Raw genomic sequence first — 26,189 nt, 5'->3', positions numbered from 1 at the left:
CAAGAAGTGACAGCTATTACGGAGGATTTGGCATTCTCAGCACAAGGAAATGCAGCTGCTTCAGAGGACGTTGCAGCGTCTACAGAGGAACAATTAGCTTCGATGGAAGAGATTAATGCTTCTGCACAAGCGCTTGCGCATATGGCAGACGAGCTAAAACAGCTAATTAGTCAATTTAAATATTAATAGAATCTGCATAAAAAAACGCCATTCCGTTTGAGGAATGGCGTTTTTGAATAATTATCGATCTTCTTCCCAACAATCAGTATTTTTCAATTTCGGGATTGATTTTGCATAAAATACAGGATTTTTGCCTGCATTTCGTTGCATTGTAAAGTCGTCTAACACTTGGAAGGCAATTTTACCAAGTAACATGATGATCGTAATATTGATGATAGCCATTAGTCCCATGAATAGGTCTGCTAAGTTCCAAACAAGGTCTACTTGCACAAGAGAACCAAACATCACCATAGCAAGAACTAAAATACGGTAGCCAAACATCCAACCTTTATGAGCATTCATAAACTCAATATTAGATTCGCCGTAATAGTAATTTCCGACAATAGAACTAAATGCAAAGAAAATAATAGAAATAGCGATAAAGTAAGGAGCCCAATCACCTACATGTACAGCTAAGGAATTTTGTGTAAGAATAATTCCATTACTTTCACCAGTATTATAAAGACCAGCTAAAATAATGATAAACGCTGTTGCAGAACAAATCATAATTGTATCAAAAAATACACCTAAGCTTTGCACTAATCCTTGCTTTGCAGGGTGAGAGGTATTTGCTGTAGCTGCGGCATTAGGAACACTACCCATACCGGCTTCATTAGAAAATAAACCACGACGTACACCTTGCATAATAGCAATCCCAATCGCTCCACCAGCAGCTTCCCGAAGACCAAACGCTTCTGTGAAAATCAGCTTGAAAACGGCAGGTATTTCAGAAAAATTCGTCACAACAACAAAAAGGGCCACAGCTAAATAGAAAATAGCCATCACGGGTACAAGTACTTGCGTAACTTTTACAATTCTATGTACGCCACCAAAAATAATCAAGGCCGTTAACACAACTAACATAATACCAATGATGTAGGGCTCAATATGAAATGCCTCACCTACAGATGTTGCAATCGTATTCGATTGTACAGCATTAAATATAAAGCCAAAGCTTAACGTTAAAAGAATACTAAAAATGATCCCTAATTTTCGTTGACCTAACGCTTTTTCCATATAATAAGCTGGTCCACCACGGAACGTATCGCCATCCTTTACTTTGTACACCTGTGCAAGCGTACTTTCAATAAAGGCAGTCGCCATTCCTAATATAGCAATAATCCACATCCAAAATACGGCTCCAGGTCCACCTACTCCGATTGCTAATGCAACACCAGTAATGTTCCCAGTACCTACACGCGAGGCTGCGCTAATCGTAAAGGCTTGGAACGGAGAAACACCTGAATCTCCATCTCTTTTTTCCACTATTAAACGAAACATTTCAGGGAAAAGTCGAATTTGCACAAACTTTGTGCCAAAGGAAAAATACAATCCTGCAACTAATAACAATGTAATAATGAAATATGTCCATATTATATTATTAGTATCATTTACAATATTCGATATCCATTCCATTTTGCTTACCTCCAATCTCAATACGCTTTAGTCTACACTGTTTTTTTGTCATATTTCAACTTTTTGAAAATAATGAATTGTATTAATTTTTATATGATGCAATATTTGATACTGCTAGTCCAAGGTATTGTTTAGGATGTGGACATTTGATACCTATTTATACATTCGAAATAGCAATCGATTATAAATAAAGGTGATGTGTTATTTGTCAAAATTTTACTGGGTAAAAAATAATATAATGAAACGAAAGAAAAATGGAGGTTGTATAGAAAAGGAGGTTAGGTGTTGTTATTTTACTTTCTTTTGTATTGGCACTTTTTAGTGATGGTTATGTTGATTATCATATTTGCAGGAATTATCACTTTTTTATTCCCTAAGTTTCCATCTATTGTTGTATTGATCGTTAGTGGTTTAATGGGCTTTGTGTATTCCATATGCATTGATTTGAAGGACAGTAGTTTCTTTTTTATTAGTATAAATCTTGTTGTTACTTCTATCCCCATCTTATTAATTAGATATTTACTATTCTTGAAAAGAAAAGCTGAAGAAATGGAAAAAGAGGTTTAAATTTTTTTGAAAATTCCCTTATTTAAATTAGGATTATTAGTATAATAGTAGAATTAAAGGGGGAATTTGTATGAAAACAATTGGCATGATTGGCGGTATGAGCTGGGAGTCTTCTGCCGAGTATTATCGTCTGATAAATGAAGAGGTAAAGCAACAATTAGGAGGCTTACATTCAGCAAAATGTATTTTATCTTCATTCAGCAGAAGACTTCCACCTCTGAAGGTGGTTAGATGAATGCAGATATGGTTCCTTTTCAGTGGGTGTCCAAGCACCTACTGAAATAGAGGAACTCAGTCTAAGAACGCCACGTCCTGTGGCAACGACTGAGTGACCAACAACGTGTTGGCCTAAAGCCTCCGGCGGATGTCACGGATTTTGAAAGGAATGAATTGTGCAGGCACAATTCAAAATCCGGACGCAATTACGCCAAGGTGAAATTGATATAGTGTGGATTTTCAAGAAATCGAGCATTATCAAGCTGAGGGAGAGTGGTCGAAGGCAGGACAAGTGCTTGCAGAGGCGGCGCAATCTCTGGAGAGTGCAGGGGCAGAATTTATTGTTATTTGTACAAATACAATGCACAAGGTTATTGATATCATTGCAGCAAAGATAACAATACCGATTTTACATATTGCTGATGCGACAGCAACTCAAATTGAAAAAGCTAGTTTACAGAAAGTTGCCCTTCTTGGGACAAAGTACACGATGGAGCAAGATTTCTATCGAGCTAGAGTAGAGGGTTTTGGCATTGAAGTGCTTGTTCCGTTTGCTGAGGAGCGTGCTGAGGTCAATCGTATCATCTATGAAGAATTATGCTTGGGTCGAATTGAACAAACATCGAAGGACTATTATTTACAGGTGATCGAGAACCTTGTGCAATCAGGAGTACAAGGAATTATATTAGGCTGTACAGAGATTGGATTACTTATTAAACAAGAAGATGTGAACGTACCTGTTTTTGATACAACTCTTTTACATGCACAGGCTGCTGTAAAAATGGCGATTCATAAGGAGGACTAATATGTCAAGAAAAGTACGAGAAATGGGAATCGTAATCGGAACGTTATCAACTGGTGAGAAAAACTGTATTACCGATGTAGCTGGCGTGCGTATAGGTCATGTTACGCTTGATGAGAAAATTAATCAAGACGGTGCTTATGCATGTACAGGGGTAACTGCGATTTTACCACATGAAGGCAATTTATTTCAGCAAAAGGTTACTGCTGCAAGCTATGTGTTAAACGGTTTTGGTAAAACGACAGGGCTAGTGCAAGTAAACGAGCTTGGAGTAATTGAATCGCCCATTATGCTAACGAATACATTTGGTGTTCCAGCTGTAACCCAAGGAACGCTGCAATTTATGCTAGATACAAATAGTGAAATAGGTCATTCGACAGGCACTATTAATATAGTAGTTGGGGAGTGTAATGATAGTTATTTAAATTCCATTCGAGAATGTCCTATCACACCAGAGCATGCTGTAGAGGCGATTCTCAAGGCGTCAAATGAAACTGCAGAGGAAGGGGCAGTCGGAGCGGGAAAAGGAATGATGTGCTTTGGCTACAAAGGTGGGATTGGCTCATCTTCCCGAGTCGTAACATATGGGTCAACGAATTATACAGTAGGATGTATGGTCCTTAGTAATTTCGGACAAAGCTCAGAGTTTCTAGCACATCGATATATTACTTCTAATGCTAAAAGTGAATCGACATTATCTCCAACAGATGGCTCTATTATCATCGTACTTGCTACAGACGCTCCGCTTAGTAGTCGTCAACTAACGCGTGTCATTAAACGTTGCGGTATCGGACTAGGACGTACAGGCAGTCACTTTTCACATGGTAGCGGAGATATAGTCATTGGCTTTACAACAGCACATCATATCGCTCATCTATCAGATCAACTTGTTGAAACACGTATCCAGCTACGTGAGGATCATCCTATCATGAATCAATTATTTGCAGCAGCTGCAGAAGCAACAGAGGAAGCCATTTTAAATTCACTTTCGCAGGCGCAGACAACAATTGGTCGAAATGGAAATAAAGTTGAAGCATATCAATTTAAAATGGGGATGTGAAAATATCATTACACATAAATTAATAGATGAAATTATAGAGCATATTAATTTCAGCCCAATACTACCGAATGATAAACAAATGCAAAATATCTATAATTTTTCATTACGCCCGGAAACAAAAGATGATCGTAGCTCGATTTACTTCTATGCAAAACTTCAGAATGGAATTATTCGAGTCAAACAATTTTTCTATGATTGGGCGTTCCCTTATATCTATGCAGATACAAATTTAGTTAAACAAGGTTATCCTTTCGTATTAAATAATAGAGTCGGTTTTATTGGCATTGATTATAAAAATAATAAGGCTTTAAGCTATACTGAAGGATTTACAACTGTCGAAATATCTGTTATTGAAGGTGATGCCACGGACGAAGAGTTAATAGAATATATTGCAAATTTAATGTTAATAAACTTTGATTTGTCTAAACAATCATTTGCTACTGTAAGTTATACAGTTAGATATGATCAAGGAAAATGGGGCGAAGATGAAGTAACTAGAGTAAGATGGTTTAAACCAGAAACAATTAATTTGGATAATACTTTCTCAGAGACATTATTAGATTATAAGCTAGATTCGGTTGGGATTGGTAAAGAAACGAATGAAGTCCAATTGCTTTATCGACAAAAAGACAACCTTACAGATGGGTGCTGGATTTCAATAGCACCGCATACTTTAGAACAGGATTTACCAAAAACTTTAGGAAGAAATATTGGAACTCGACAAAAATGGAGATTTAGATTATTGAAAATTCCATATGAAAATAGAAAAATTGAAGTATATTATGGAGTTCAAGAAACTAAATATCCAGCAAGATGTTTCTGGTTTAGCTTTAATGATAAAATTATTCAATGTCATATTCGTTCTTCAGTACATGAAACGTCATCTTTAGTGCGTGAAATATTAATAAAAATACTATTTAGTTGGCCCGTTTAGTAGAAATATCTAGAACAGTTTACCTTCATTTTGATTACTATCAAAATGGAGGTTTTTTTAATCTAAGTAAAGAAGGGGATGTAAAAAAGGGTATCTACTATCTGAATAACATTAACAACTATCACAAACGATTAAAGGACAGGATGGATTGATCTCAAGGCGTAGCAACTAAATAATTGAACAACTACCTCGATTGGTTCGGTTTTCTTCAACAAAGTAAGAAAATGGAGGGAAAAGTCAAATGCTGCTAAGTGCTTGTCAACAATCAAGCAGCTAACAAGTCCGTCTCATCAAAAAAACAGCTCTACTCCTTTAAACTGTATTAAAACAAACAATCAATTATTTCAATTTATTTATGCATGTTCTCTTTTGTGCCAAGCAAGTGCTTTTTTCTCCATTTCTGAAACAAATGCTTTTTTAGCAGGGCTATAATCATGAGTTGACTCATATTTATTCGCTAAAGATTCTTTAAATTGACTATATCTACTAGCTTCTTCTGGATTTGCAAGAAGATAATCTCGAAAAACTATGTGACGCTTTATCTGCGGGTTATCAGATTGATAAAAATGAATATGGTGTGTCCGGTTTTCTCCACCTTTACGGAATAACCTTCTCCCCTCAATTCCCCATTCACCAGCTACATCATATTGCATTGAATTCATTTGTTCGTTGTATGTATCTATTTTTTCGATATCATTTACTATACACATCATATCTATTACAGGCTTTGCTTTCATACCTGGAATGGAAGTGCTACCAAAATGCTCAAAAGATATTATTTCATCACCAAAAATAGTTTTTAATATTTTTACTTCTTCTTCAAACATTACTTTCCAATTTCCAGTGTAATCTGATAATCTTACTTTCATTAAGCATTCTCCTCAACTTCAATTTTTCGCAATCGAGTAAATCTCTGTAACTACCATACCATAAAAAGTAAATTCCTCTTTTATATCTAAAAGTAACAATTCTTAAGAAAAGACCCTTTTAAATTTGATTCAATTAACTAAAGCGCATCATCGAAAGCTGTGGATGACATTTGTTAAAATGTATACCATCTATCTCCATTAAGTAGAAGACTCCTACCTCTGAAGGTGGGGGATAAATGTGGATGTGATTTCCTTTCAGTGAGTGTCCAAACAACTACTGAATATGGAGTTCAAGAAACTAAAAATCCTGACGTTAATCCAACTATTTGTGATGTTAATAATCCAGTGTTGCCAAGGATTCTGACCGCCGCTCAAAAATAATGAAATGAAAAAACTCCTCAACGTTAATTGAGGAGGGGGCTTACTTGAATTTTTTATTATCTACCGTAACAGGATTTTCCCAGTCATAAGTAACGATTAACTTGTCAGTTTCTTTGTTGAGAATAGTCATTTCACCTGTTTTTTCAACATTATAATCCCCAATTGTCACAAACAATGTATATTTGATGTCAAAATTATTATTTTTTTCTTTGATAGTGTCAATTTTAACATCGTTTAACTTTACATCTGTTTGGTTCTCAGTGGCAAAGTGATTTGGAAAAGTAAAAACCCCGTTCTTTTTACTTTTTTCATACACTTCTTCATTCACGTAAGGTTTTACATCCTCTAAAAGCTTTGAATTATCTGTTGGGTTCTGTGAATCTATTGTATAAATTATAGCTTTATACTCTTTTACAAAAGCTTTTACATCCTCTCCACTTACACTTTTCTCTTTTTGACTGGCACTCAATCCAACGACTGAAATGAACACCAATAATAATAAAGTTAATTTTTTCATTATGCATTCCCCCTTCGTTGCACTTTATTCAATAATATCCATTTTAGGAGAAAAATACAAAAACATAAGGTTTTTAAAATAAGGTTATCAATTGTTTAAGAAAATCCCAGTTGATGAGTGAGAATTGACATCCCCAGGAAAGCACCCAGTCGGAACGGAAATCAACGCCCAAAGTTATGGGGATGAGCTTTAACTAAGGGAATCCTCGAAGAGTTTACCTTTATTTTGATCAATATCAAAATGGAGTTTTTTTATAACCGAATTAGCCTGATTTCATTTCGTCATTTTTTATCAACTTTCGGTAATCTTCTACTTCCTCCGCGAATAAAATTCTTAAATAGGTGAAAAAACATTGTTTTTCGACTTCTTACATAAATTATTTGGCGTATGTTGTTTGAAAAGCAGAGAATAGCTATTACTCTGTAATATTTCTTTTTTTATGTAGTCAATAAATATAAGGTATGATACATTCATTAAAAACTGAATTATCCAAAAATTTTATCGAAATCTGAAATTGGAGGTGTGTACTATACATGACGCTGTTTTTCAACCTATTGAGGTAAATAAAACTTCAATAAGGGACGCAACGCCAGCAGTTTGTGAAAATGGCGAGCCGTTAATTCAAATCGGAGAAGAACATTCGAGGATTTTTATTCACCCCATTTACTATCATCAAAAAATACCAAACAGTTTACAAGCAATTTATTTACGTCAGAGTGTGTATGAACGATTAACACAAGCGCTGTTATTATTGTCTAAAAATTATAGCCTTATCTTATATGATGGCTATCGTCCTTTCCAAGTGCAGCAATTTTTGTTTACGAGTTTTTCCAAGCAAATCGCACAGCGGTTTCCTTATTTTACTGAGCAAGAGGTTGTAAAAGAAACGCGAAAGTATGTTGCGTTTCCTAGCATTGATCATGCTCATTTTGCCCCTCATTTAACAGGTGGAGCGATTGATGTGACACTAGGAGATTTAGATGGTAATGCATTAAATTTAGGTACGGCATTTGATGAAATCAGTGAAAAGTCCGCGACACGCTATTTTGAACAACATCCAGAGGAAGATTGGGAAGCCTGTGTTCATCGACGTCTTCTATATAACTGTATGACAATGGTTGGCTTTACGAATTATTCAGAGGAATGGTGGCATTACGATTTTAATAATGTTTCATGGGCAAGACGTGTAGGTGCGCAAGAAGCTAGTTATGGGGCTGTAGAAGCAATTATCCAAGACAATAAAGTAAAGGAGTTTCGATTTCTATGAAGGTCTATATTAGTGCAGATATTGAAGGGATTACTGGCACAACAGCTTGGAGCGAGACGGAGCTAAACGCGCCAGATTATCAGTTTTTCCAAAAGCAAATGACAAAAGAAGTAGAAGCCGCTATAGAGGGGGCTATTCTTGGTGGAGCAACCGAAATTTTATTAAAGGATGCTCATGATTCAGCACGCAATCTTGATATTTCTAATCTACCAGTAAATTGCAAGGTTATTCGTGGTTGGACGTATGACCCGATGTGTATGGTTGCGGGACTTGATAAGAGCTTTGATCGGGCAATTTTTATTGGCTATCACAGTAAAGGAGGAAGTGAACGAAATCCTTTAGCTCATACGCTTTGTGTTTTTGCTGATGTGAAAATAAATGGTGAGTACGCGAGTGAATTTTTAATTAATACGTACGCGGCTGCTTTGCATGGTGTTCCCGTTTCGTTTGTCAGTGGAGATGTGGGGTTAACAGAGGAAATTCGAACTATTAATGATAACATCATCACGTTTGCCACGAAAGAAGGGATAGGAAATGCGACCATTAGCGTGAGTCCACAGCTGACTATTATGGAAACGAAACGACTTGTTGAGGATTCGATGAAGGTGGCACGTGGAGATTTACAAGTGACATTACCAGAGCGTTTTGTAGTGGAAATCATTTATCGTGAACATTCACGAGCGTATCGAAATTCTTTCTATCCGAATGCTACGTTTAAACCACATAATACAGTGGAATTTGTAACGGATGATTTTTATGAGGTGCTTCGAATTTTACAGTTCTTAACATAAGTAACTTAAAGGTAGGTGAATGGATGAAAATTAAAAATATTGTCGTGGGGAAGGTGGAGGCCCCGCTTATAACCCCGTTTAAAACAGCACTGAGAACAGTGCATAGCATTCACAATATTGCCGTCTATGTTCACGCTGATGATGGGCAAATAGGCATCGGTGAAGCGGCACCGACTGCAGCTATTACTGGTGAAACACTAGGGTCTATTTCTCACGCTATAGAAGAGTATATAAAACCAGCCATTATCGGAATGGATATTGAAGAATTGACAGAAATCATGGAGCGCATTGACAACAGTATTTATCAAAATACCAGTGCAAAAGCAGCGGTAGATATGGCAATTTATGATTTATTTGCTAAACACTATCAAACACCTCTGTATAAATTATTAGGGGGCTATCGGAAAGAATTAATAACAGATATTACGATAAGTGTAAATGATACTGAAGAAATGGTGAAGGATAGTATAGCCGCTGTACAACGAGGTTTTCAAATTTTAAAAATCAAGGTGGGGAAAGATCCAGCGGGTGATGTTGAGCGAGTTGTTGCCATTCGTGATGCAGTTGGACACGCCATAACATTACGAGTTGACGCAAATCAGGGCTGGACACCGAAGCAGGCTGTACAAATTATTGGTGCACTTGAAGATGCAGGTGTGAATGTTGAATTGGTTGAGCAACCTGTTCATTGCCATGATCTAGTAGGAATGCAATTTGTGACGGCTAATACTTTGACAAATATTTTGGCGGATGAAAGTGTTTTCTCTGCAAAAGATGCCTATACAATTATTGAAAAGCGAGCTGCGGATTTGATTAATATTAAGCTCATGAAAACAGGAGGTATTTATCAAGCGCAGAAAATTTGCCACATTGCGGAGGCGAACGACATACCATGCATGATTGGTTGTATGCTAGAGACCAAAATTAGCGTTAGTGCCGCTGCACATTTTGCCGCATCACAGAAAAATATCACGATGGTAGATTTAGATGGACCAAGCTTATGTTTGAAAGATCCTATTGCAGGTGGTCCAATATTTGAAAATGATCGAATTAGGATGACGGATGCTGTTGGAATTGGCTTTCCATAATAAAGTGCAACTGCAATCAGTGAGGGGCCATCATCCCACTGACTGTAAATAGAACCAATCGGGCTTTATGGATAGTGGATCTCTCACTTAGGCTTCACTAAAGTGGGATTTTTACTGTCACTTTATGTAGATAAATAAGATTACTAGGGGGATGCTTATGATGAAAAGGTATTGGTTGCTTTTCGTGTGTCTTGTTGTGATGCTTTGTGCAGCCTGTAGCGATGATTCTTCAAGTGAAAAAAAATCAGAGTATCGTGTGGTTTATTCAGGAGAAATAAAAACGTTAAATTACTTAAAGACCTCTGAAACGAATGAGTTTGCTATGGCGGCGAACTTGGTCGATGGATTAATTGAGTATGATAAGTATGGTGTTGTACAACCAAGCTTAGCCAAAGAATGGTCATCAAATGACGATGCTACAGTTTGGACGTTCAAGCTTCGTGACGATGCAAAATGGGTTACACATGACGGTAAAGAGTATGCGGATGTTGTTGCTCAAGATTTTGTAGATGGCTTACATTATGTACTTGATGCAAAAAATGAATCATCAACAGCTTGGATTGCTACGGTCGTAAAAAATGGGGAAGCCTTCTATAACGGTGATATGACAGATTTTACGAAGGTTGGCATAAAGGCAATAGATGAACATACAGTAGAATATACTTTAGAAAAGCCAACACCTTACTTCCTATCTATGTTGAACTATGTCTGCTTCTTCCCAGTTAACGGTAAGTTTATAGCGGAAAAAGGTGATAGTTTCGGTACAACTAATGATAATTTCCTTTATAACGGATCTTATATTTTAGATAAATTTGAACCGCAAAACGAGCGAGTACTTGTGAAAAATGATACGTATTGGGATAAAGACCAGGTCCTGATTGATCGTATTCGCTATAAATATAATAAAGAAGCGGCTACAGTTGAACCAGAATTATTTTTACGAGGAGAAGTCGATTCAGCTAGTATACCAACTTCTATAATTGATGAGTGGTTTAAAGATGAAAAGAAAAAATCACAAATTCGTCAAACACAAAATAACTTCTATACGTATTTCTATGCATTAAACTTTAACCCGCAATTTGATGCAGAATACGAGCCTGAAAATTGGAAGAAAGCGGTCAATAATAAAGATTTCCGAAAATCTCTATTCCATGCATTTGACCGTGAATCTGCAATGCTAACTTTAGAACCTTATAATCCAAAAGATTTGCTTAGCAACACAATTACTCCTAAAAACTTTGTCAATGTGGAGGGAGTTGACTATACACAGTTAGCACCATTAGCTGATATTACAAATAATGACTCCTTCAACAAGGAGAAGGCATTGGAATACAAAGAAAAAGCGAAAAAAGCCCTAGAAGGAAAAGTAACTTTCCCAGTAAAAGTGTTAATGCCTTATAACTCCGGTGGTCCAGATTGGGCAAATCGTTCACAAGTCGTTGAACAGCAAATTGAAAAATTATTAGGTACTGATTTTGTAGATATTATCATAGAGGCCGGACCATCTACAGGCTTTTTATCAGAGGTTCGTAAACCTGGTAAATTTGCATTGCTTGAAGCAAACTGGGGTCCAGACTATGCCGATCCTTCAACGTATACGGATCCATTCACTGCAGACGGTACTTATAATAAACCAGAGCTAGCTGAAGGTTATACAGAAGCAAATGGAAAATCAAAATATCAAAACTTAGTGGACGAAGCAAAGGCGACAATCGATACAGCAAAACGTTACGAGCTGTTTGCCAAAGCGGAAGCGTTTTTAATTGATGAGGCATTTGTTATTCCTTATTCAGTAGGGGGTAGCGGCTATGTTGCTTCTAAATTAAATCCATTTGAAGCTCAATATTCTCCATTTGGTGTGACTTCCGAGAAATTTAAAGGTCAGCATATTTTAGACAAACCAATGAGTAACGATGAGTTTAAAGAAGCTTTAGCGAAGTGGGAGAAAGAACGTGCGGATGCGCTAGCTAAAGCGGCAAAATAAAAACATTGAGTTTCATTGCAAGATAAATGTCATAAGCGGTGAATATTTATCTTCATTCAGAAGACCCCAATCTCTGAAGGTGGCGTGGTGAATGCAGATGTGGTTCCTATTCAACCAACTGAATGAAGATAAAGCCTCCGGCGGATGTCACGGATTTTGAACTGTGCCCGCACAATTCAAAATCCGGACGTAATTACGCCAAGGCGAAATTGATTCGAGGAGATACCGAAATAAAAAAGTCGGCATCTCCTTCAGTCTTTCTGACGAAGGAGGATGAAATGATGCTGTGGTATATAGGTAAACGTTTATTACAATCAGTTTTAACACTATTTATTATTATTACGATTGTTTTTTCATTACTACGTTTAATGCCAGAAGAAGGTTATTTAGGGGCAGCAGCGAATAAAATGTCACCTGCACAACAAGAAGTATATTTAACGAATTTAGGTTTGCGTGACCCGTTACTTGTACAATTGGGGAATTTTTACGCTAAGCTGTTTCAAGGTGATTTAGGTAAATCCGTTACATATCGGACAGATGTACCAGTCGTCACGATTATTGCAGATAAGATCATGTATTCCTTGCTATTTGGTTTAGGTGCGGTTGCGCTATCTCTTCTAATTGGAGTTCCGCTCGGAATATTGATGGCCCAGATGAAGGGACGTTGGCTAGACCGTTTAGGGACTGGCTATATTGTCATTGTCGTTGCAGTGCCAGCCGCCGTGTATTATTTAGTCATTCAAATGTATATTACAGAAATTTTTCATTTACCAATGCTTTTTGATGAGTATAATCCTGTTACTTGGATTTTACCACTGATTTCAATGGCGTTAGCACCGACTGCTTCCTATGCCATGTGGATGCGTCGTTACATGGTGGATGAACTAAACAAGGATTATATTAAGCTAGCGAGAGCAAAAGGCGTTAAAGAGCGTACATTAATGTTTAAACATGTACTACGAAACGCTTTTATTCCGATGGCACAGTATTTACCAGCAACTATTCTTTTTACCATTGCAGGTTCCATCTACATTGAATCCTTATATTCTATTCCGGGTATGGGGGGCTTACTCGTAGATGCTATACAGCGACAGGATAATACGATTGTACAAGGCTTAGTGCTTGTTTTCTCTTCACTTGGAATTATCGGACTAATTTTAGGTGATATTGCAATGGCCCTTGTTGATCCGCGGATTAAATTGGGGAAAGGGGAGAGTGTACGTTAATGGGGATGTATTCAGAAGAAATAAACAATATCTCAAACAAATCACGTGAAACCTTGTTCGAGTTTGCGGAAGTAGATGAACGTCAAGCTGAAGAAACGGCCTATTCTAATTATTCCTATTGGCGTTCAACATGGAAATCCTTTTTGAAAAATCGTATGGCTGTCTTTTTATTAGTTGGCGTGATTATTATCGTAGCTTTTACCATTTTACAGCCGTATTTACCAGCGCAAAAATCACCGACTGAAATATATTTAGATGAGCAGACAGGTCTCCAAGCGCGTAATGTTGCACCAAACGCTGAATTTTGGTTTGGGACAAATTCCATTGGGCAGGATTTATGGTCACGTATTTGGGCAGGGACAAGGACCTCGTTATTTATTGGCTGTGTAGTTGCTTTAGTAGAGGCTATCGTTGGTATTACAATCGGTACGCTTTGGGGTTTTTCACGAAAATTAGAGATGCCCATTACACAGCTTTACAATGTCGTTGATAATATACCGACAACGATTGTACTTATTTTAATGTCCTATATTTTGCGTCCAAGTATTTCAACTATTATTATTGCCATGTGTATTACGGGCTGGGTAGAAATGGCAAGGTTTATCCGCAATCAAATTGTTATTTTACGTGATCGTGAGTATAACTTAGCTTCAAAATGTTTAGGAACACCCGATTATCGAATCATTTTAAAAAATCTTTTACCCTATCTCATTTCCGTCATTATGTTACGAATGAGTCTAGCCATCCCATTTGCGATAGGCTCAGAAGTCTTTTTAACATACATTGGATTAGGACTACCGATTAGTGAGCCATCTTTAGGGAATTTAATCAATGAAGGACGAGTACTAATGATGTCTCCTGAATTAAGATATCAGCTCATTTTTCCAAGTATTGTATTAAGTATGATTACAATCGCATTTTATATTATAGGAAATTCATTTGCAGACGCAGCAGATCCGAAAAATCACGTATAAAGGGGGACGTTGGAAGTGACAGAAAAATCACCTATTTTAACCATCCAAAACCTTGTTATTAAATTTAAACTTCGTGGCAGAGTTCTAACGGCTATTCGTAATATTTCCCTCGATTTATACAAAGGTGAAAGTCTGGCCATCGTTGGCGAGTCAGGTTCAGGGAAATCTGTTCTAATGAAATCAATCATGGGCTTGCTCGACAAAAACGGCTACATTGATCAGGGGGAAATCATCTACAACGGCCTGGATTTAGCAAAGTTTAAAACCGAGCGGGAGTGGCTAAGCATTCGTGGAAAAGAAGTGGCAATGGTTACACAGGATCCAATGACATCATTAAATCCACTGAAAACGATTGGTAAGCAAATTGAGGAATGTGTTATTTTACATCAGAATTTAAAGGGCAAGGCAGCATACGAAGAAACTCTGAAATTGTTAAAAGATGTTGGCATTCACGATGTAGAAAAACGCTATAAGCAATATCCTCACGAATTTTCTGGTGGCATGCGTCAACGAATTGTGATCGCTATTGCGCTAGCGTGTAAGCCTAAGATCTTAATTTGTGATGAGCCAACAACTGCATTAGATGTAACAATCCAAGCGCAAATTTTACAGCTTTTAAAAAATCTTCAGCAAAAATATGGACTAACAACCGTTTATATAACGCATGATTTAGGCGTTGTCGCGAAAGTTGCTGATCGTATTGCAGTTATGTATGCAGGTGATGTCATCGAAATAGGGAAGACGCATGAAATTTTCTTTAATGGCAAGCATCCTTATACATGGGCACTCATTTCTTCATTACCACAACTAGGCTCAAAAGGGGAGCAGCTTTATTCCATCAAGGGTACTCCACCAAATCTTTTTCAAGAAATTAAAGGAGATGCTTTTGCACCTCGCAATGAATATGCGTTAAAGATTGATTTTGTAGAACGTCCACCATTTTTTCAGGTCAGTGACACGCATTATGCTCGTACATGGCTTTTAGATCCACTTGCGCCGAAAGTAGAGCCTCCTGAAGCGCTACAAGCCTTTTTCGACGAAGGGAGACGATACGCGCATGAGTCATAAAGAAGTATTAGTTGAAGTAAAAAATTTAAAGGTTGTATTTGGGAAAGGCAAAAATAAATTTATAGCTATTGATGATGTCAGCTTCGATATTTTAAAAGGTGAAACATTTGGTTTAGTAGGTGAATCAGGCTCTGGAAAAACAACAATCGGCCGAGCTATTATGCGTATCAATGAAGTCACTGAAGGTCAAATACTGTATCACGGTAAGAAACTAAATGGCAAAATATCAAAAGAGTGGGATCGAGAAATCACACAGAAAATCCAAATGATTTTTCAAGATCCTATGGCATCGCTAAATGAACGAGCAAAGGTAGACTATATTATTTCAGAGGGACTTATTAATACAAAAAACTTTAAAAATGAAGTTGATCGTCAACAGAAGGTACGCAATGCATTATTAAATGTAGGATTATTACCGGAGTTTTCCAGTCGCTTCCCACATGAATTTTCAGGAGGACAGCGTCAGCGTATCGGCATTGCGCGTGCACTTGTAATGGAGCCGGAGTTTATTATTGCGGATGAACCAATCTCAGCATTAGACGTATCCATTCGTGCACAAGTATTAAATTTACTAGCAAACCTACAGCAGCAAAATGATTTAACCTATTTATTCATTGCTCATGACTTATCTGTAGTCCGATTTATTACGGATCGAACTGCTGTTATTTATAAAGGAAAAATTGTTGAGTTAGCAGAGACAGAAAAACTGTTTGCTAATCCCCTTCATCCGTATACAAGGGCATTATTATCGGCAGTACCCGAGCCAAATCCTTATAAGGAGCGTGATAAAGTCGTAGAAATCTACGATCCGTCACAGCATAACTATGACATTCAACCACCGTCATTTATTGAAATAGAAGAAGGTCATTTTGTCTTGGCCAATGAAGAGGAATTAGAAAGATACCGAACGTCACTAAAAATGGAGGTAAGCAAATGATTCGTCCAAAGGCTTTGAAAAAAGGTGACACAATTGGTCTAATAAGCGCTTCGGGTGCAATCCCACCTGAAAAATTTCTCCCTGCCGTTAAAAGTATTGAAAAGCTAGGTTTTAAAGTTGTGGCTGGGGAAACGTGTCGGGCTAGGCACGGCTACTTAGCAGGCTCTGATGAACTAAGAGCCTCTGAAGTTAATCAAATGTTTAGAGACTCCAATATTGACGGCATCTTCTGCATACGTGGAGGTTACGGGGCGACGAAAATTTTACCACTTCTAGATTTCGACATGATTAAGGCAAACCCAAAAGTATTTGCTGGCTATAGCGATGTGACGGCATTACATATCGCTTTTAACCAACAATGTGGCTTTGTCACGTATCATACACCAATGCCCTCTACAGAATTTATTCGGCCAGAAATGGATGAATATACATGGAAGTCCTTTATTGAAAGTGTGACAGCAACAGAACGTACAGACTACTGCCTTGAAAATCCACCTGGTCATACAATGACAACGCTTGTAGCTGGCAAAGCGACAGGGCAGCTTATTGGTGGGAACTTAACACTAGTAACGGCATCTCTTGGGACACCTTATGAAATTGATACAAAGGGCAAAATCTTATTTTTAGAGGATGTAGACGAGAGTGAGCAACGTGTTGATCGGATGCTTACGCAATTAAAATTGGCAGGCAAACTAGATGGAGTGGCAGGTATCTTATTAGGAGCTTGGACAAATTGCGGTCCTGAAGAGCCAAAACATCCCGAACGCAGCCTGTCACTACAAACAATTTTTCAAGAAATTTTAGGTCCACCCAATAAACCTATTATGAAGGACATTACATGCGGTCACTGTTTACCAACAATGTCACTGCCATTAGGTCGAACTATCACAATGGACACAGAGAATCAATTGATAAAAGTTATAGAGTAGGTGCGAAACATGAAGCAAACGATAACACAGATTCTTCAAAAATCTCCTTATAAAGTGCATATGTTTGTGAAAGATTGTCAGACTGAGCATTTTTTCATTAGCGAAAAACAAGAAGACACATTTTCCAGTGCTAGCTTAATTAAAGTGCCTCTACTACTTGCTGTTCTAAATTATTTTGAAAGCAACAACCTATCACTAAAGCAAGAGATTAAGATAGCACCAGAAGAATGGGTTGATTTTAGTGTTATTAGTGAGCAACGTATAGAACAATGTACTATTTATGAGCTTTTAGTGTGGATGATTATTACGAGTGATAATACAGCAACAAATGTACTAATTGATTTTCTAGGGATGGATACACTTAATCAATATTTTCGCGAAATTGGTCTGGTGCAAACTACAATTCAACGAAAGATGATGGATTTCGAGAGGCTTGCAAAAGGCTTTGATAATACTACTTCAGCAAGTGATATGGCACTGCTATTTTCGAGGATTTATCGTAGGGACTTGTTATCATCAGCATTTAGTGAGCTAACGATAGATATTTTAAGTCGTCAACGTGTACACGAATCACTAAAACGTTATTTAGTAGATGATGTGAAACTTGCTCATAAAACAGGTGGTCTTGATACGGTAGATCATGATGTTGGGATTGTGTACAACAGCTCTGGGGATTATCTTATTGGCGTTTTCGTCACTGAGGTTACTAACAATGATCATGCAAGGCAGCTAATTGGTCGAATATCCAAAGTTGTTTATGATTATTTGGTGAAGCGGAAGGGGATGGTAGAATGAATGCCATTGTGACGTCAATGATTGCAAATTTACATGCAAAGCCAGATGTAGCTTCAGAATTAGTAGATGAGGTACTATACGGAATGACGTTTCAAATCATGGAAGAAATAGATGAGAGCTGGGTACGCATAGAAACTGCTTATCGCTATAAAGGTTATTGCCAGAAGGATAACTTACTAGTGGATGATGCCAAAACGGACACCTGGCTACAAAAGGCAAACCATTTTATTAACCAAAGCTTCGCAGATGTTTTGCGACAGCCTCGAATTCAGAGTACGAAAATGATGACGCTCGTTAAAGGCTCAATCATCTGTTCGATTGCCATTGACGAGCTAGATCCTGAATGGGCAGCAGTGCAATTAGTGTCGGGTGAGCAAGGTTATGTTCGTAGGAAATGGCTACAAGAAAAAATTCTAGAAAACAGTTTATCCGAGCAACAATTACGAGAAAATGTTGTTCAAACGGCGCTTAGCTATTTAGCGACACCTTATCGCTGGGGAGGAAAATCGCCGCTAGGTATTGATTGTTCAGGTTTATGTTCCATGGCATATATGCTAAACGGGGTATATATTTACCGCGATGCCAATATCGTTGAAGGTTTTCCTATTAAGGAAATATCGATAGAGCACATACAAAAGGGAGACTTATTATACTTCCCAGGACATATTGCTTTATATATAGGCGACAACCTTTATGTACATTCATCACTTGGCGGGAACGAAGTTAATATAAACAGTCTGGACGAACAGCATCAGCAATATCGAAAAGATTTGGCAACATCTATTACCGCTGTTGGTAGCTTGTTCAAATAAAAAGTGGCTCATCACCATGGATGACATTTGTAACGTATGTCATAAGTTGATTGGAGTGGAGGCTGGGCGACTCCTTGGGGATCAGCAATAGAGGAACGAAGGCTAAAACCATCACGTCCTGTGATAACGCCTTCGTGACCAACCTCGTGTTGGCCCGAGACCCTGGAGCGCAGCGAAGCGGCTCATCGGACGCCCCCAGGAAAGCGCCCAGCCGGAACGGAAATCAACCACACGTTATGATGATGAGTATAAAAAGTTAGAGAAGCTTGAACTTGGCTTCTCTTTTTCAATTTTGAAATGAATCGGGAAATAAAAAAATCTCCAAGTCAAAAAATTGCACATGGAGATTTTTTACATTAATATTTATAAATATTTAATTGTTGACCGGCTTCAAGTCTATCAGATCGAAGTTGATTCCATTGTTTAATGGATGTAACTTTAACATTATGAGCCTCTGCAATATGCATAAGAGAGTCTCCATCAGCTACGGTAATTGTTTTTTTATCTTTGACAGGACTGTCATACTGTTGTAAATCATACTTTGCAATCACTGCATTAAGCTTTTCATTATATTTTGAATCTGTTGCATAGGAGCCTGTTAAAAAATTCGTAGCATCTGTATAAGACTTCGTATTGCTTTTAAAAACTCCTGCATAGAAATTTTTGTTCCAGGAAACACCATTACGCATTAATTTAACATAATCTTGTATGGAAGCTTCATAGGAAGGGTATTTGCGAAATGCAGCCATCACCCTTGTCATATTACCTGAACCATCATCCTCAGATGTTTCCAATGTTACGGAGTTATTTTGATAACTACCTTTCATACCAAATAAATTGTTATTTGGAGCAGATCCAAGACCACTTTGTCCATGCTCACTTTCTAAAACGGCTTGCGCAATGATAACGGATGCATACAAGTCATTTTCAGCACCTTGTTTCCGAGCAATTTCAGCAATAGAGCCAATAAACTCTTCTACACTAGGGCTATCATCGACAACTACAGGCTCTTTTGTTTCATGAGTATTGAAAAACTGTGTCACCATAAAAAACGAAATACAGATAACAATCACAGTAATCATAAGTCCTTTGAAAAAATTAATTAAGTATTTCATTGTTCAGTGATGTTGGTAGATTACAACATCTCCCTTCCTCCTTTCTTTACAAAGTTATATATATTTCTAATTATACAGAGTCATAAATAGAAATAAAGTTGTCTATTTTTTTAGAGTACATCATTCATAGAACGAAAAAACACTTCATTTAGTTCCTCATTTTCCAGCTATTTTAGAAATGAAAGGTCATTTAAATATAGTTGCAAAAACATTTTTTTAGCTATTCATTTTGATAGGAAATCTTTATAGTTAATTATTGTATTCGTACTTAAAAACAGTATACGATTTTCTATGGAAATTATGAGACAAATAGAGTGGAGCGTCAAGAGGACAAACGTCTTGATATAAGATAAAAAATAAGTTTGAAATGACTTTAGATAGTGAAATATATATAGGAACACGATGTAAATGTAACAAGGTGTTAGTTCTAGACCTACTATGCTTTACGTATATGAAATGAAGAGGATTAAAATAGTAGTTTATTTCTATATTAAAACATATATTGTTGCCAAAATGGTCAAGGTTTTGCAAATGTTGAAGGTGATTTCCGTTCCATGCTAAATGGAGTAGACTGGAACAAAGCGACTCATTGTACGCCTCCAAGAAGCTTTGCTCTGCGCGTTAGTGACAAATGTTTTAACTGTGCGAAAGCGAAGCGTCAGCAACAAATGATTTATCTGTGCGAAAGCGAAGCGTCAGCAACAAAACGTTCAGTCGGAACCGGAAAACAACCCCCTTAATAGTTTTTTTACAAAAGGAACAAGTTTTAGTTGCTGAATGATATAAAAGAAAATGATGTCTCTTTAAAAAGGAGTTTATACAATGATAGCATTTGAAAATGTCACAAAAAAATATGTAAATGACCAAGTCGCAGTGAAAGCTATTAATTTGGAGATTAACAAGGGAGAATTTTTCGTTCTGATTGGGCCAAGTGGCTGTGGAAAAACAACATTATTAAAGATGATTAATCGCTTAATTCATTTAACAGAAGGAACGATCCGAATTAACGGTAAAAGAATTAGTGATTACAATATACATGAATTGCGATGGAATATCGGCTATGTCCTTCAACAAATTGCGCTTTTTCCCCATATGACGATTGAAGAAAATATAGCGGTTGTGCCTGAATTAAAGAAATGGAGTAAACCGCAAATTCAGCAACGAGTGCGTGAGTTATTGGATATGGTTGGACTTGAACCCGATAAATATAGTCAACGCAAGCCAACAGAGCTTTCTGGTGGAGAGCAACAAAGGGTTGGGGTTGTTCGAGCATTAGCAGCTGATCCCGAAATCATTTTAATGGATGAGCCTTTTAGTGCTTTAGATCTGATTAGCCGCACAAAATTACAAGATGATCTTCTTGAGCTTCAGCAAACGATACAAAAAACAATTGTCTTTGTTTCGCACGATATGCAAGAGGCCTTAAAATTAGGTGATCGAATATGTGTAATGAAGGATGGGGAGATTGTACAGATTGGTACTCCACATGAAATCATACACAATCCCGTTAATGATTTCGTTCGAGAATTTGTTGGGATAAAAGAGTATGGGATAAATACTTTCCATATCCAAGCTGTAATTGAACCAATTGCTGATGAGGATAGTCAAAGAAATATAGAGAACACCATTTCTTCTAATGATTCTTTACATACAATATTTCAAAAATTAGCTCATGAAGAATGTTTAGGTGTGGAAGAGAACGGAAAAATAATTGGCGTTGTCACAAGAGCATCCATGCTTCAGTATTTAGCGCATGATTCCTTAGAAAGAGGTAATATAAATGGCTAATTTTTTTGAAGTATTTAATGAAAGAAAAGGACAGCTGTTGGCATCTTTATTAGAGCATATTCAAATTTCATTCATTGCACTATTTTTTGCAGTGGTGATTGCTATTCCTTTAGGAATCTATTTAACGAATAAAAAGAAAATAGCAGAAAGTATTATCGGCATTAGTGCAGTTTTACAAACGATTCCTTCATTAGCGTTATTAGGATTATTGATTCCGTTGTTCGGCATCGGAAAAGTACCTGCCATTATTGCTTTAGTTGTGTATGCACTTCTTCCGATTTTACGTAATACATTTACTGGGATAAACGAGGTAGATCCGTCTTTAAAAGAGGCAGCGATGGCGATGGGGATGAATACGCGAAAGCGATTAGTGAAAGTAGAATTGCCGCTTGCTATGCCTGTTATCATGGCAGGAATTAGAACAGCTATGGTATTAATCGTCGGAACGGCAACTTTAGCAGCATTAATCGGGGCTGGAGGATTAGGGGATATCATTTTGCTTGGAATTGACCGAAATAATACAGCACTAATTATTTTAGGGGCTGTCCCTGCGGCGATATTAGCATTAGTGTTCGACTTCTTACTAAAAAAGCTAGAATTACTGTCGTTTAAAAAAACAATGACAGCATTGAGCATTATTAGTGTAGTGGCATTAATAATGATGATCTTCCCACTACTCAACTTCAAAGAGAAAGAAGAAATTGTTATTGCAGGCAAGCTTGGCTCTGAGCCAGAGATACTAATTAATATGTATAAATTGCTTATTGAAAATGAAACAGACTTAAAGGTGCAATTGAAACCTGGACTTGGTAAGACTTCCTTTGTATTTAATGCACTTAAATCTGGCAGCATCGATATTTATCCAGAATTTACTGGAACAGCAATTTCAGAGTTTTTAAAAGAGGAAGCCATCAATAATAATGAGGAAGATGTTTATAATCAGGCGAAAGAAGGAATGGATAATAAATTTGGTATGGTGATGCTTAGTCCGATGAAATATAACAATACGTATGCATTGGCAGTATCGAAGGAAATGGCTGAAACCTATCATTTGCAAACGATTTCTGACATTAAGCCTATTCAAGAAACGATAAAAGCCGGTTTTACATTGGAATTTAACGATCGAGAAGATGGTTATTTGGGCATTCAAAAGCGTTATGGTATTACACTTTCTAACATAACAACGATGGAGCCGAAGCTTAGATATCAGGCTATCGAATCAGGAAATATAGATTTATTAGATGCGTACTCGACGGATAGTGAAATACGTCAACATAATCTGCAAGTTTTGGCAGATGATCAGCAACTATTTCCACCTTATCAAGGAGCACCTTTACTAAGGAAAGAGACGCTAGAGAAATATCCTGAGATTGAAACAGCCTTAAACAAGCTGGCAAATCAAATAACAGATGACGAGATGCGCGAAATGAATTATCGGGTAAATGTAGAAAGCCAAAACATAGAAGAAGTGGCACGTGAATATTTAATAAAGGCAGGATTATTATAAAGAAATCATGTGATACAAGAAGCTAGAAAAGAGATGTGTATCTTTTTCTAGCTTTTTTTGTTTCGTATCGGATTTAGAAGCGAGCCAATGCAAAAAGTGTAGCTTAACTTTGACATATCTATAAGAGAATATATTTACGTGAAAACGAAGCGAAAGAGGCAATGTTTTCTGCGCGAAAGCCAAGCAGCGGCGGCAAGGTTATCTGTAGCGAAAGCGAAGCGGCGGCTACAATTCCGCTAAGGTAAAAATACGGGACTTCACATGCGACTATAATCTTGGGTATATTATACTTATTTTCTGATAACTTCAGTGAAAAACAGTTTTCTAGTACATTAATAATTATTACTTAAAGGAACTACCTCAAAAAAGATTATATATAGGAAATAATGGGAATATGGAAATGAGATTGAATTATTCAATATACAATATTTGGATGTCGATTATTTCGTTAGTACAATTTCTTCCAGTTCAAGTTGTTTTGGAAATAAATGTGGATTAAAATGGGTATCAGCTCAAAAAATAGCTTTTATAATTCGTTTTTACAGTTGAGCCAAAAAATTTTAAAGATACATCTTGGAGGAAGAAATGAAAAAAAGTTTATTTTTAATGTCTTCGTTAATTTTATCAACTTCAATCATTCTTAGTGGCTGTGGAAAAAGCGGGGACGAAACAAAAAAAGACGATGAACCAAAGAAAACACAGGAGGAAAAAGGACAAGATAAAGATAAAGTCCAAAAGGAAGAACCTAAAAAAGATCAAGAATCAACTAAAGGATCAGCTGACTTTGCTTCATTAATTTCTTATATGGAAAAGGAAACTCAAGGGAAATCTAAAGTTCTTTTTGAAAACAATGAACCACAAGTACATAAAATGGAGAATGTTTCAATTTCGCTTGATGCATATTCAGTTGTAGAATTAAAGGATTTCCACACAGACTTTAATATTCCATTTGATGAACAAACAAACGGTGGTGTCATTTTAGCTAAATATACAGTGAAGAATGACATGGATAAAGATGTGTATTACATGCCTAGTTTATATGTAACATTTACGGGTGCAAATAAAGATTATTCGAATTATAAGGATTTAATTCCTGAAGCAGATCAATTACCAACGAAGCTAAACTACAAAACAGACTATTTGCTAAAAGCCGGTGAAGAGGTAACAGGGTATATCGCTTATCCATTCGGTGAAACAGATTTAGCAAAAATCAATGAACTGGGCACTGTAGCAGTAGTGGTTCCAAAACCGCTTACTGAAAAGGAAAATTACGGCTCTACGATTGGTTCAGATGGAAGATTTAATCTTGCTATAAATACGGATGGTTCGAAAAAAGTAGCAAGTAATTCGTCATTTTATCAAGATAAAGTAACAATGGACAATATGGGTGAAAAGACGATGTTGAAGGAAAAAAGCGACATCAATGATAGTAAGAAAATAGGGGATGTAAATGCAATTCTAGAAGGGTATCAGTTTACAAAGTTTACACCTAATGAGGTGGAAGCTCCTCGTTTCTCTAATTTCACTAATGGTGTCACTTTATTAACAGTGAAATTTAAGCTAGAAAATAAAGCTACTAGTGAAATCGGCTTATCTTCTATGTCTTCAAAATTATCAGTCAATGATGACATGCAATATGCATTAAGCGAAGGTATGCTATTAAATTACAAGTATAATGACGTTATTAAAGCTGGCGAAACTGGCGAGCTATTACAAGTATTCGTATTAGACCAAGAGCAATATGAAAAAATCTGGAAAGATAAAGCCTTTGAAATTGAACTAGGCCCTATCCGAAATAAAGGAGCGGAGGATACTTCAAAAGGTAAAAAAGAAACGTTTACATTACCGAAATAAAATGTAGGAGATAGCGGATAGTTCATATATATAGTGCTACCTATATAATGAAGAAAGTTTAAGAACATTTGATTTTTTATCATTGGAATAAATACTCGAACCATAAAAATTCTCCCCTAGATAAACAGTTTTTTTAATCTGTGTATCAATTGGGGAGAATACAAGCATAAAAGCTTATATTAATTAGTGTACGACCATAGATGAGAAATACCTGTACGGCTTGAGATGTAAGCGTTCGCACCTAGGTTATTAGTTCTGTTTGAATCAGAATAATAGTTTATAACAACTTTAGTTTCAGTGCTTATACCGCTCCCTCTTGTATAGTACTCATAGCGAGTATAAGCAATATCTTTACCAAACGAGTAATAAAGTCCTGCCATAGTAGCAACCCACTTCGCGCTCGCAGGAACTTTTGATATTAAAGCTATTGTAGCTGCAATTGCGGCAATAGTGAATTGAGACCATTTGGTGCTTCCATAATCCGTATCCTTATATTTCCAATCTCCGTTACCTTCATCAACTCCATAAGATATAATTTGGTCATTTAATAATTGTGGTTCTATTATTTGAGAACTAAAAGGATTTTCGGTTACAGTAGTTTCTCCAGATTGTTTTATAATAATCTCTTCAGCGCTCACTATTGTTTCTATAGAGTCGACTTCGATATAACTATCGGTTTCAGAATCATATTCATAAATGAAAGTATTAATATGATTTCCGTCAATATACTCAATATTTTTATAAGTCTTACCTTCTCTTTCGTAAAGATATTCGTATTTACTATCTGTTACAGTGATGAAAGTGATGCCATTTTGAGAAGCAAGGTCACTAACCTCTTGAGCTTTAACGTTTTGTATGTAAGGTGTTACACTAGTAAAAGCTAATCCAATAACCATTGCTGTGATAATTTTTTTCTTTTTTATCATGACGGATTGTAATATTAAGTGCAACACTCAGAAATCAATATAAAGGAAGCCCATAACGACCTCGTGTAGAATGTAGTTACCACACCAACATTCAAACGGAGGAATCGTTATGAGCTATACCCATCTTACCATATCAGAACGTGTAAA

General features: G+C 36.8%; 25 protein-coding genes and 3 pseudogenes. 23 read left to right on the top strand and 5 right to left on the bottom strand.

The annotated features are described in order from the left end of the window. A pseudogene (locus AC1DCY_RS23275) lies at positions 1 to 186 on the top strand (methyl-accepting chemotaxis protein); the annotation flags it as partial. Positions 187 to 240: 54 nt separating this feature from the next. On the opposite strand, the gene AC1DCY_RS23270 reads toward AC1DCY_RS23275, so the two are convergent. Then, positions 241 to 1,635 (bottom strand): alanine/glycine:cation symporter family protein, encoded by a 1,395-nt coding sequence (locus AC1DCY_RS23270; protein ID WP_477353919.1) that lies wholly within the window; start codon positions 1,633 to 1,635, stop codon positions 241 to 243. 285 nt (positions 1,636 to 1,920) lie between these two features. Between AC1DCY_RS23270 and AC1DCY_RS23265 the strand changes: the two genes are divergently transcribed. The 6 genes and pseudogenes from AC1DCY_RS23265 to AC1DCY_RS23240 all read left to right on the top strand — a co-directional run. Further along, positions 1,921 to 2,202, top strand: coding sequence for a hypothetical protein (locus tag AC1DCY_RS23265; RefSeq protein ID WP_477353917.1), 282 nt, complete (start codon positions 1,921 to 1,923; stop codon positions 2,200 to 2,202). 70 nt (positions 2,203 to 2,272) lie between these two features. Beyond that, the gene (locus AC1DCY_RS23260) at positions 2,273 to 2,437 is read left to right on the top strand and encodes a hypothetical protein (protein WP_477353916.1); all 165 of its coding nucleotides are present in this window, start codon (positions 2,273 to 2,275) and stop codon (positions 2,435 to 2,437) included. A 207-nt stretch (positions 2,438 to 2,644) separates the two neighbouring features. Beyond that, positions 2,645 to 3,223 (top strand): annotated as a pseudogene (locus tag AC1DCY_RS23255) (aspartate/glutamate racemase family protein); the annotation flags it as partial. A gap of 1 nt (position 3,224) precedes the next feature. After that, the gene (locus AC1DCY_RS23250; protein ID WP_477353914.1) at positions 3,225 to 4,280 is read left to right on the top strand and encodes a DmpA family aminopeptidase; all 1,056 of its coding nucleotides are present in this window, start codon (positions 3,225 to 3,227) and stop codon (positions 4,278 to 4,280) included. Further along, positions 4,228 to 5,214, top strand: coding sequence for a hypothetical protein (locus AC1DCY_RS23245; protein WP_477353912.1), 987 nt, complete (start codon positions 4,228 to 4,230; stop codon positions 5,212 to 5,214). The genes AC1DCY_RS23250 and AC1DCY_RS23245 overlap by 53 nt, the downstream gene beginning before the upstream one ends. A gap of 59 nt (positions 5,215 to 5,273) precedes the next feature. Next, positions 5,274 to 5,491: pseudogene (locus AC1DCY_RS23240) on the top strand (IS1595 family transposase); the annotation flags it as partial. Between the two features lie 76 nt (positions 5,492 to 5,567). On the opposite strand, the gene AC1DCY_RS23235 reads toward AC1DCY_RS23240, so the two are convergent. Then, entirely contained in the window at positions 5,568 to 6,083 is a 516-nt protein-coding gene (locus AC1DCY_RS23235; protein ID WP_477353910.1) for a GrpB family protein, read from the bottom strand. 421 nt (positions 6,084 to 6,504) lie between these two features. After that, positions 6,505 to 6,981: a hypothetical protein gene (locus tag AC1DCY_RS23230; protein ID WP_477353908.1), complete on the bottom strand. Its 477-nt coding sequence runs from the start codon at positions 6,979 to 6,981 to the stop codon at positions 6,505 to 6,507. Between the two features lie 520 nt (positions 6,982 to 7,501). On the opposite strand from AC1DCY_RS23230, the gene AC1DCY_RS23225 reads away from it, so the two are divergent. The 12 genes from AC1DCY_RS23225 (at position 7,502) to AC1DCY_RS23170 (ending at position 19,112) form a co-directional block, all read left to right on the top strand. Further along, a complete protein-coding gene (locus AC1DCY_RS23225; RefSeq protein WP_477353921.1) occupies positions 7,502 to 8,248 on the top strand; it encodes a M15 family metallopeptidase in 747 nt (248 codons plus the stop codon). Further along, a complete protein-coding gene (locus tag AC1DCY_RS23220; RefSeq protein WP_477353906.1) occupies positions 8,245 to 9,039 on the top strand; it encodes a M55 family metallopeptidase in 795 nt (264 codons plus the stop codon). The genes AC1DCY_RS23225 and AC1DCY_RS23220 overlap by 4 nt, the downstream gene beginning before the upstream one ends. Before the next feature lie 23 nt (positions 9,040 to 9,062). Further along, positions 9,063 to 10,127, top strand: a complete 1,065-nt coding sequence (locus AC1DCY_RS23215; protein ID WP_477353904.1) for a dipeptide epimerase — start codon at positions 9,063 to 9,065, stop codon at positions 10,125 to 10,127. Positions 10,128 to 10,287: 160 nt separating this feature from the next. Then, positions 10,288 to 12,111, top strand: a complete 1,824-nt coding sequence (locus AC1DCY_RS23210) for a peptide ABC transporter substrate-binding protein (protein ID WP_477353902.1) — start codon at positions 10,288 to 10,290, stop codon at positions 12,109 to 12,111. Between the two features lie 281 nt (positions 12,112 to 12,392). After that, the gene (locus AC1DCY_RS23205) at positions 12,393 to 13,337 is read left to right on the top strand and encodes an ABC transporter permease (RefSeq protein WP_477353900.1); all 945 of its coding nucleotides are present in this window, start codon (positions 12,393 to 12,395) and stop codon (positions 13,335 to 13,337) included. Further along, the gene (locus AC1DCY_RS23200; RefSeq protein ID WP_477353898.1) at positions 13,337 to 14,311 is read left to right on the top strand and encodes an ABC transporter permease; all 975 of its coding nucleotides are present in this window, start codon (positions 13,337 to 13,339) and stop codon (positions 14,309 to 14,311) included. The genes AC1DCY_RS23205 and AC1DCY_RS23200 overlap by 1 nt, the downstream gene beginning before the upstream one ends. A 15-nt stretch (positions 14,312 to 14,326) precedes the next feature. Next, on the top strand, positions 14,327 to 15,379 hold the full coding sequence (locus AC1DCY_RS23195; protein WP_477353896.1) for an ABC transporter ATP-binding protein: 1,053 nt from the start codon (positions 14,327 to 14,329) through the stop codon (positions 15,377 to 15,379). After that, entirely contained in the window at positions 15,369 to 16,316 is a 948-nt protein-coding gene (locus AC1DCY_RS23190; RefSeq protein ID WP_477353894.1) for an ATP-binding cassette domain-containing protein, read from the top strand. Before AC1DCY_RS23195 ends, AC1DCY_RS23190 begins: the two co-directional genes overlap by 11 nt. Next, positions 16,313 to 17,245: a S66 peptidase family protein gene (locus AC1DCY_RS23185; RefSeq protein WP_477353892.1), complete on the top strand. Its 933-nt coding sequence runs from the start codon at positions 16,313 to 16,315 to the stop codon at positions 17,243 to 17,245. Before AC1DCY_RS23190 ends, AC1DCY_RS23185 begins: the two co-directional genes overlap by 4 nt. Before the next feature lie 9 nt (positions 17,246 to 17,254). Then, entirely contained in the window at positions 17,255 to 18,040 is a 786-nt protein-coding gene (locus AC1DCY_RS23180; RefSeq protein ID WP_477353890.1) for a serine hydrolase, read from the top strand. Then, positions 18,037 to 18,852 (top strand): NlpC/P60 family protein, encoded by an 816-nt coding sequence (locus tag AC1DCY_RS23175; RefSeq protein ID WP_477353889.1) that lies wholly within the window; start codon positions 18,037 to 18,039, stop codon positions 18,850 to 18,852. The genes AC1DCY_RS23180 and AC1DCY_RS23175 overlap by 4 nt, the downstream gene beginning before the upstream one ends. Before the next feature lie 74 nt (positions 18,853 to 18,926). After that, on the top strand, positions 18,927 to 19,112 hold the full coding sequence (locus AC1DCY_RS23170) for a hypothetical protein (RefSeq protein WP_477353887.1): 186 nt from the start codon (positions 18,927 to 18,929) through the stop codon (positions 19,110 to 19,112). 96 nt (positions 19,113 to 19,208) lie between these two features. Here the strand turns inward: AC1DCY_RS23170 and AC1DCY_RS23165 are convergent, their stop codons facing one another. After that, positions 19,209 to 19,934, bottom strand: a complete 726-nt coding sequence (locus AC1DCY_RS23165; protein ID WP_477353885.1) for a glucosaminidase domain-containing protein — start codon at positions 19,932 to 19,934, stop codon at positions 19,209 to 19,211. 587 nt (positions 19,935 to 20,521) lie between these two features. Between AC1DCY_RS23165 and AC1DCY_RS23160 the strand changes: the two genes are divergently transcribed. The 4 genes from AC1DCY_RS23160 to AC1DCY_RS23145 all read left to right on the top strand — a co-directional run bounded on the left by AC1DCY_RS23160 (position 20,522) and on the right by AC1DCY_RS23145 (position 25,116). Next, positions 20,522 to 20,707: a hypothetical protein gene (locus AC1DCY_RS23160; protein ID WP_477353883.1), complete on the top strand. Its 186-nt coding sequence runs from the start codon at positions 20,522 to 20,524 to the stop codon at positions 20,705 to 20,707. 82 nt (positions 20,708 to 20,789) lie between these two features. Beyond that, entirely contained in the window at positions 20,790 to 21,755 is a 966-nt protein-coding gene (locus tag AC1DCY_RS23155; RefSeq protein ID WP_477353881.1) for an ABC transporter ATP-binding protein, read from the top strand. Next, a complete protein-coding gene (opuFB, locus tag AC1DCY_RS23150) occupies positions 21,748 to 23,262 on the top strand; it encodes an osmoprotectant update ABC transporter permease/substrate-binding subunit OpuFB (RefSeq protein ID WP_477353879.1) in 1,515 nt (504 codons plus the stop codon). Before AC1DCY_RS23155 ends, opuFB begins: the two co-directional genes overlap by 8 nt. 585 nt (positions 23,263 to 23,847) lie before the next feature. Further along, positions 23,848 to 25,116, top strand: a complete 1,269-nt coding sequence (locus AC1DCY_RS23145; RefSeq protein WP_477353877.1) for a DUF5068 domain-containing protein — start codon at positions 23,848 to 23,850, stop codon at positions 25,114 to 25,116. Between the two features lie 179 nt (positions 25,117 to 25,295). Here AC1DCY_RS23145 and AC1DCY_RS23140 read toward each other — a convergent pair whose 3' ends face one another. Then, positions 25,296 to 26,042 (bottom strand): hypothetical protein, encoded by a 747-nt coding sequence (locus AC1DCY_RS23140; protein ID WP_477353875.1) that lies wholly within the window; start codon positions 26,040 to 26,042, stop codon positions 25,296 to 25,298. Positions 26,043 to 26,189: the final 147 nt, after the last annotated feature.

Source organism: Lysinibacillus sp. 10T31 (genome assembly GCF_056394365.1).
The sequence above is the reverse complement of the archived record's forward strand: the minus strand, read 5'-3'. Positions and strand labels throughout refer to the sequence as shown.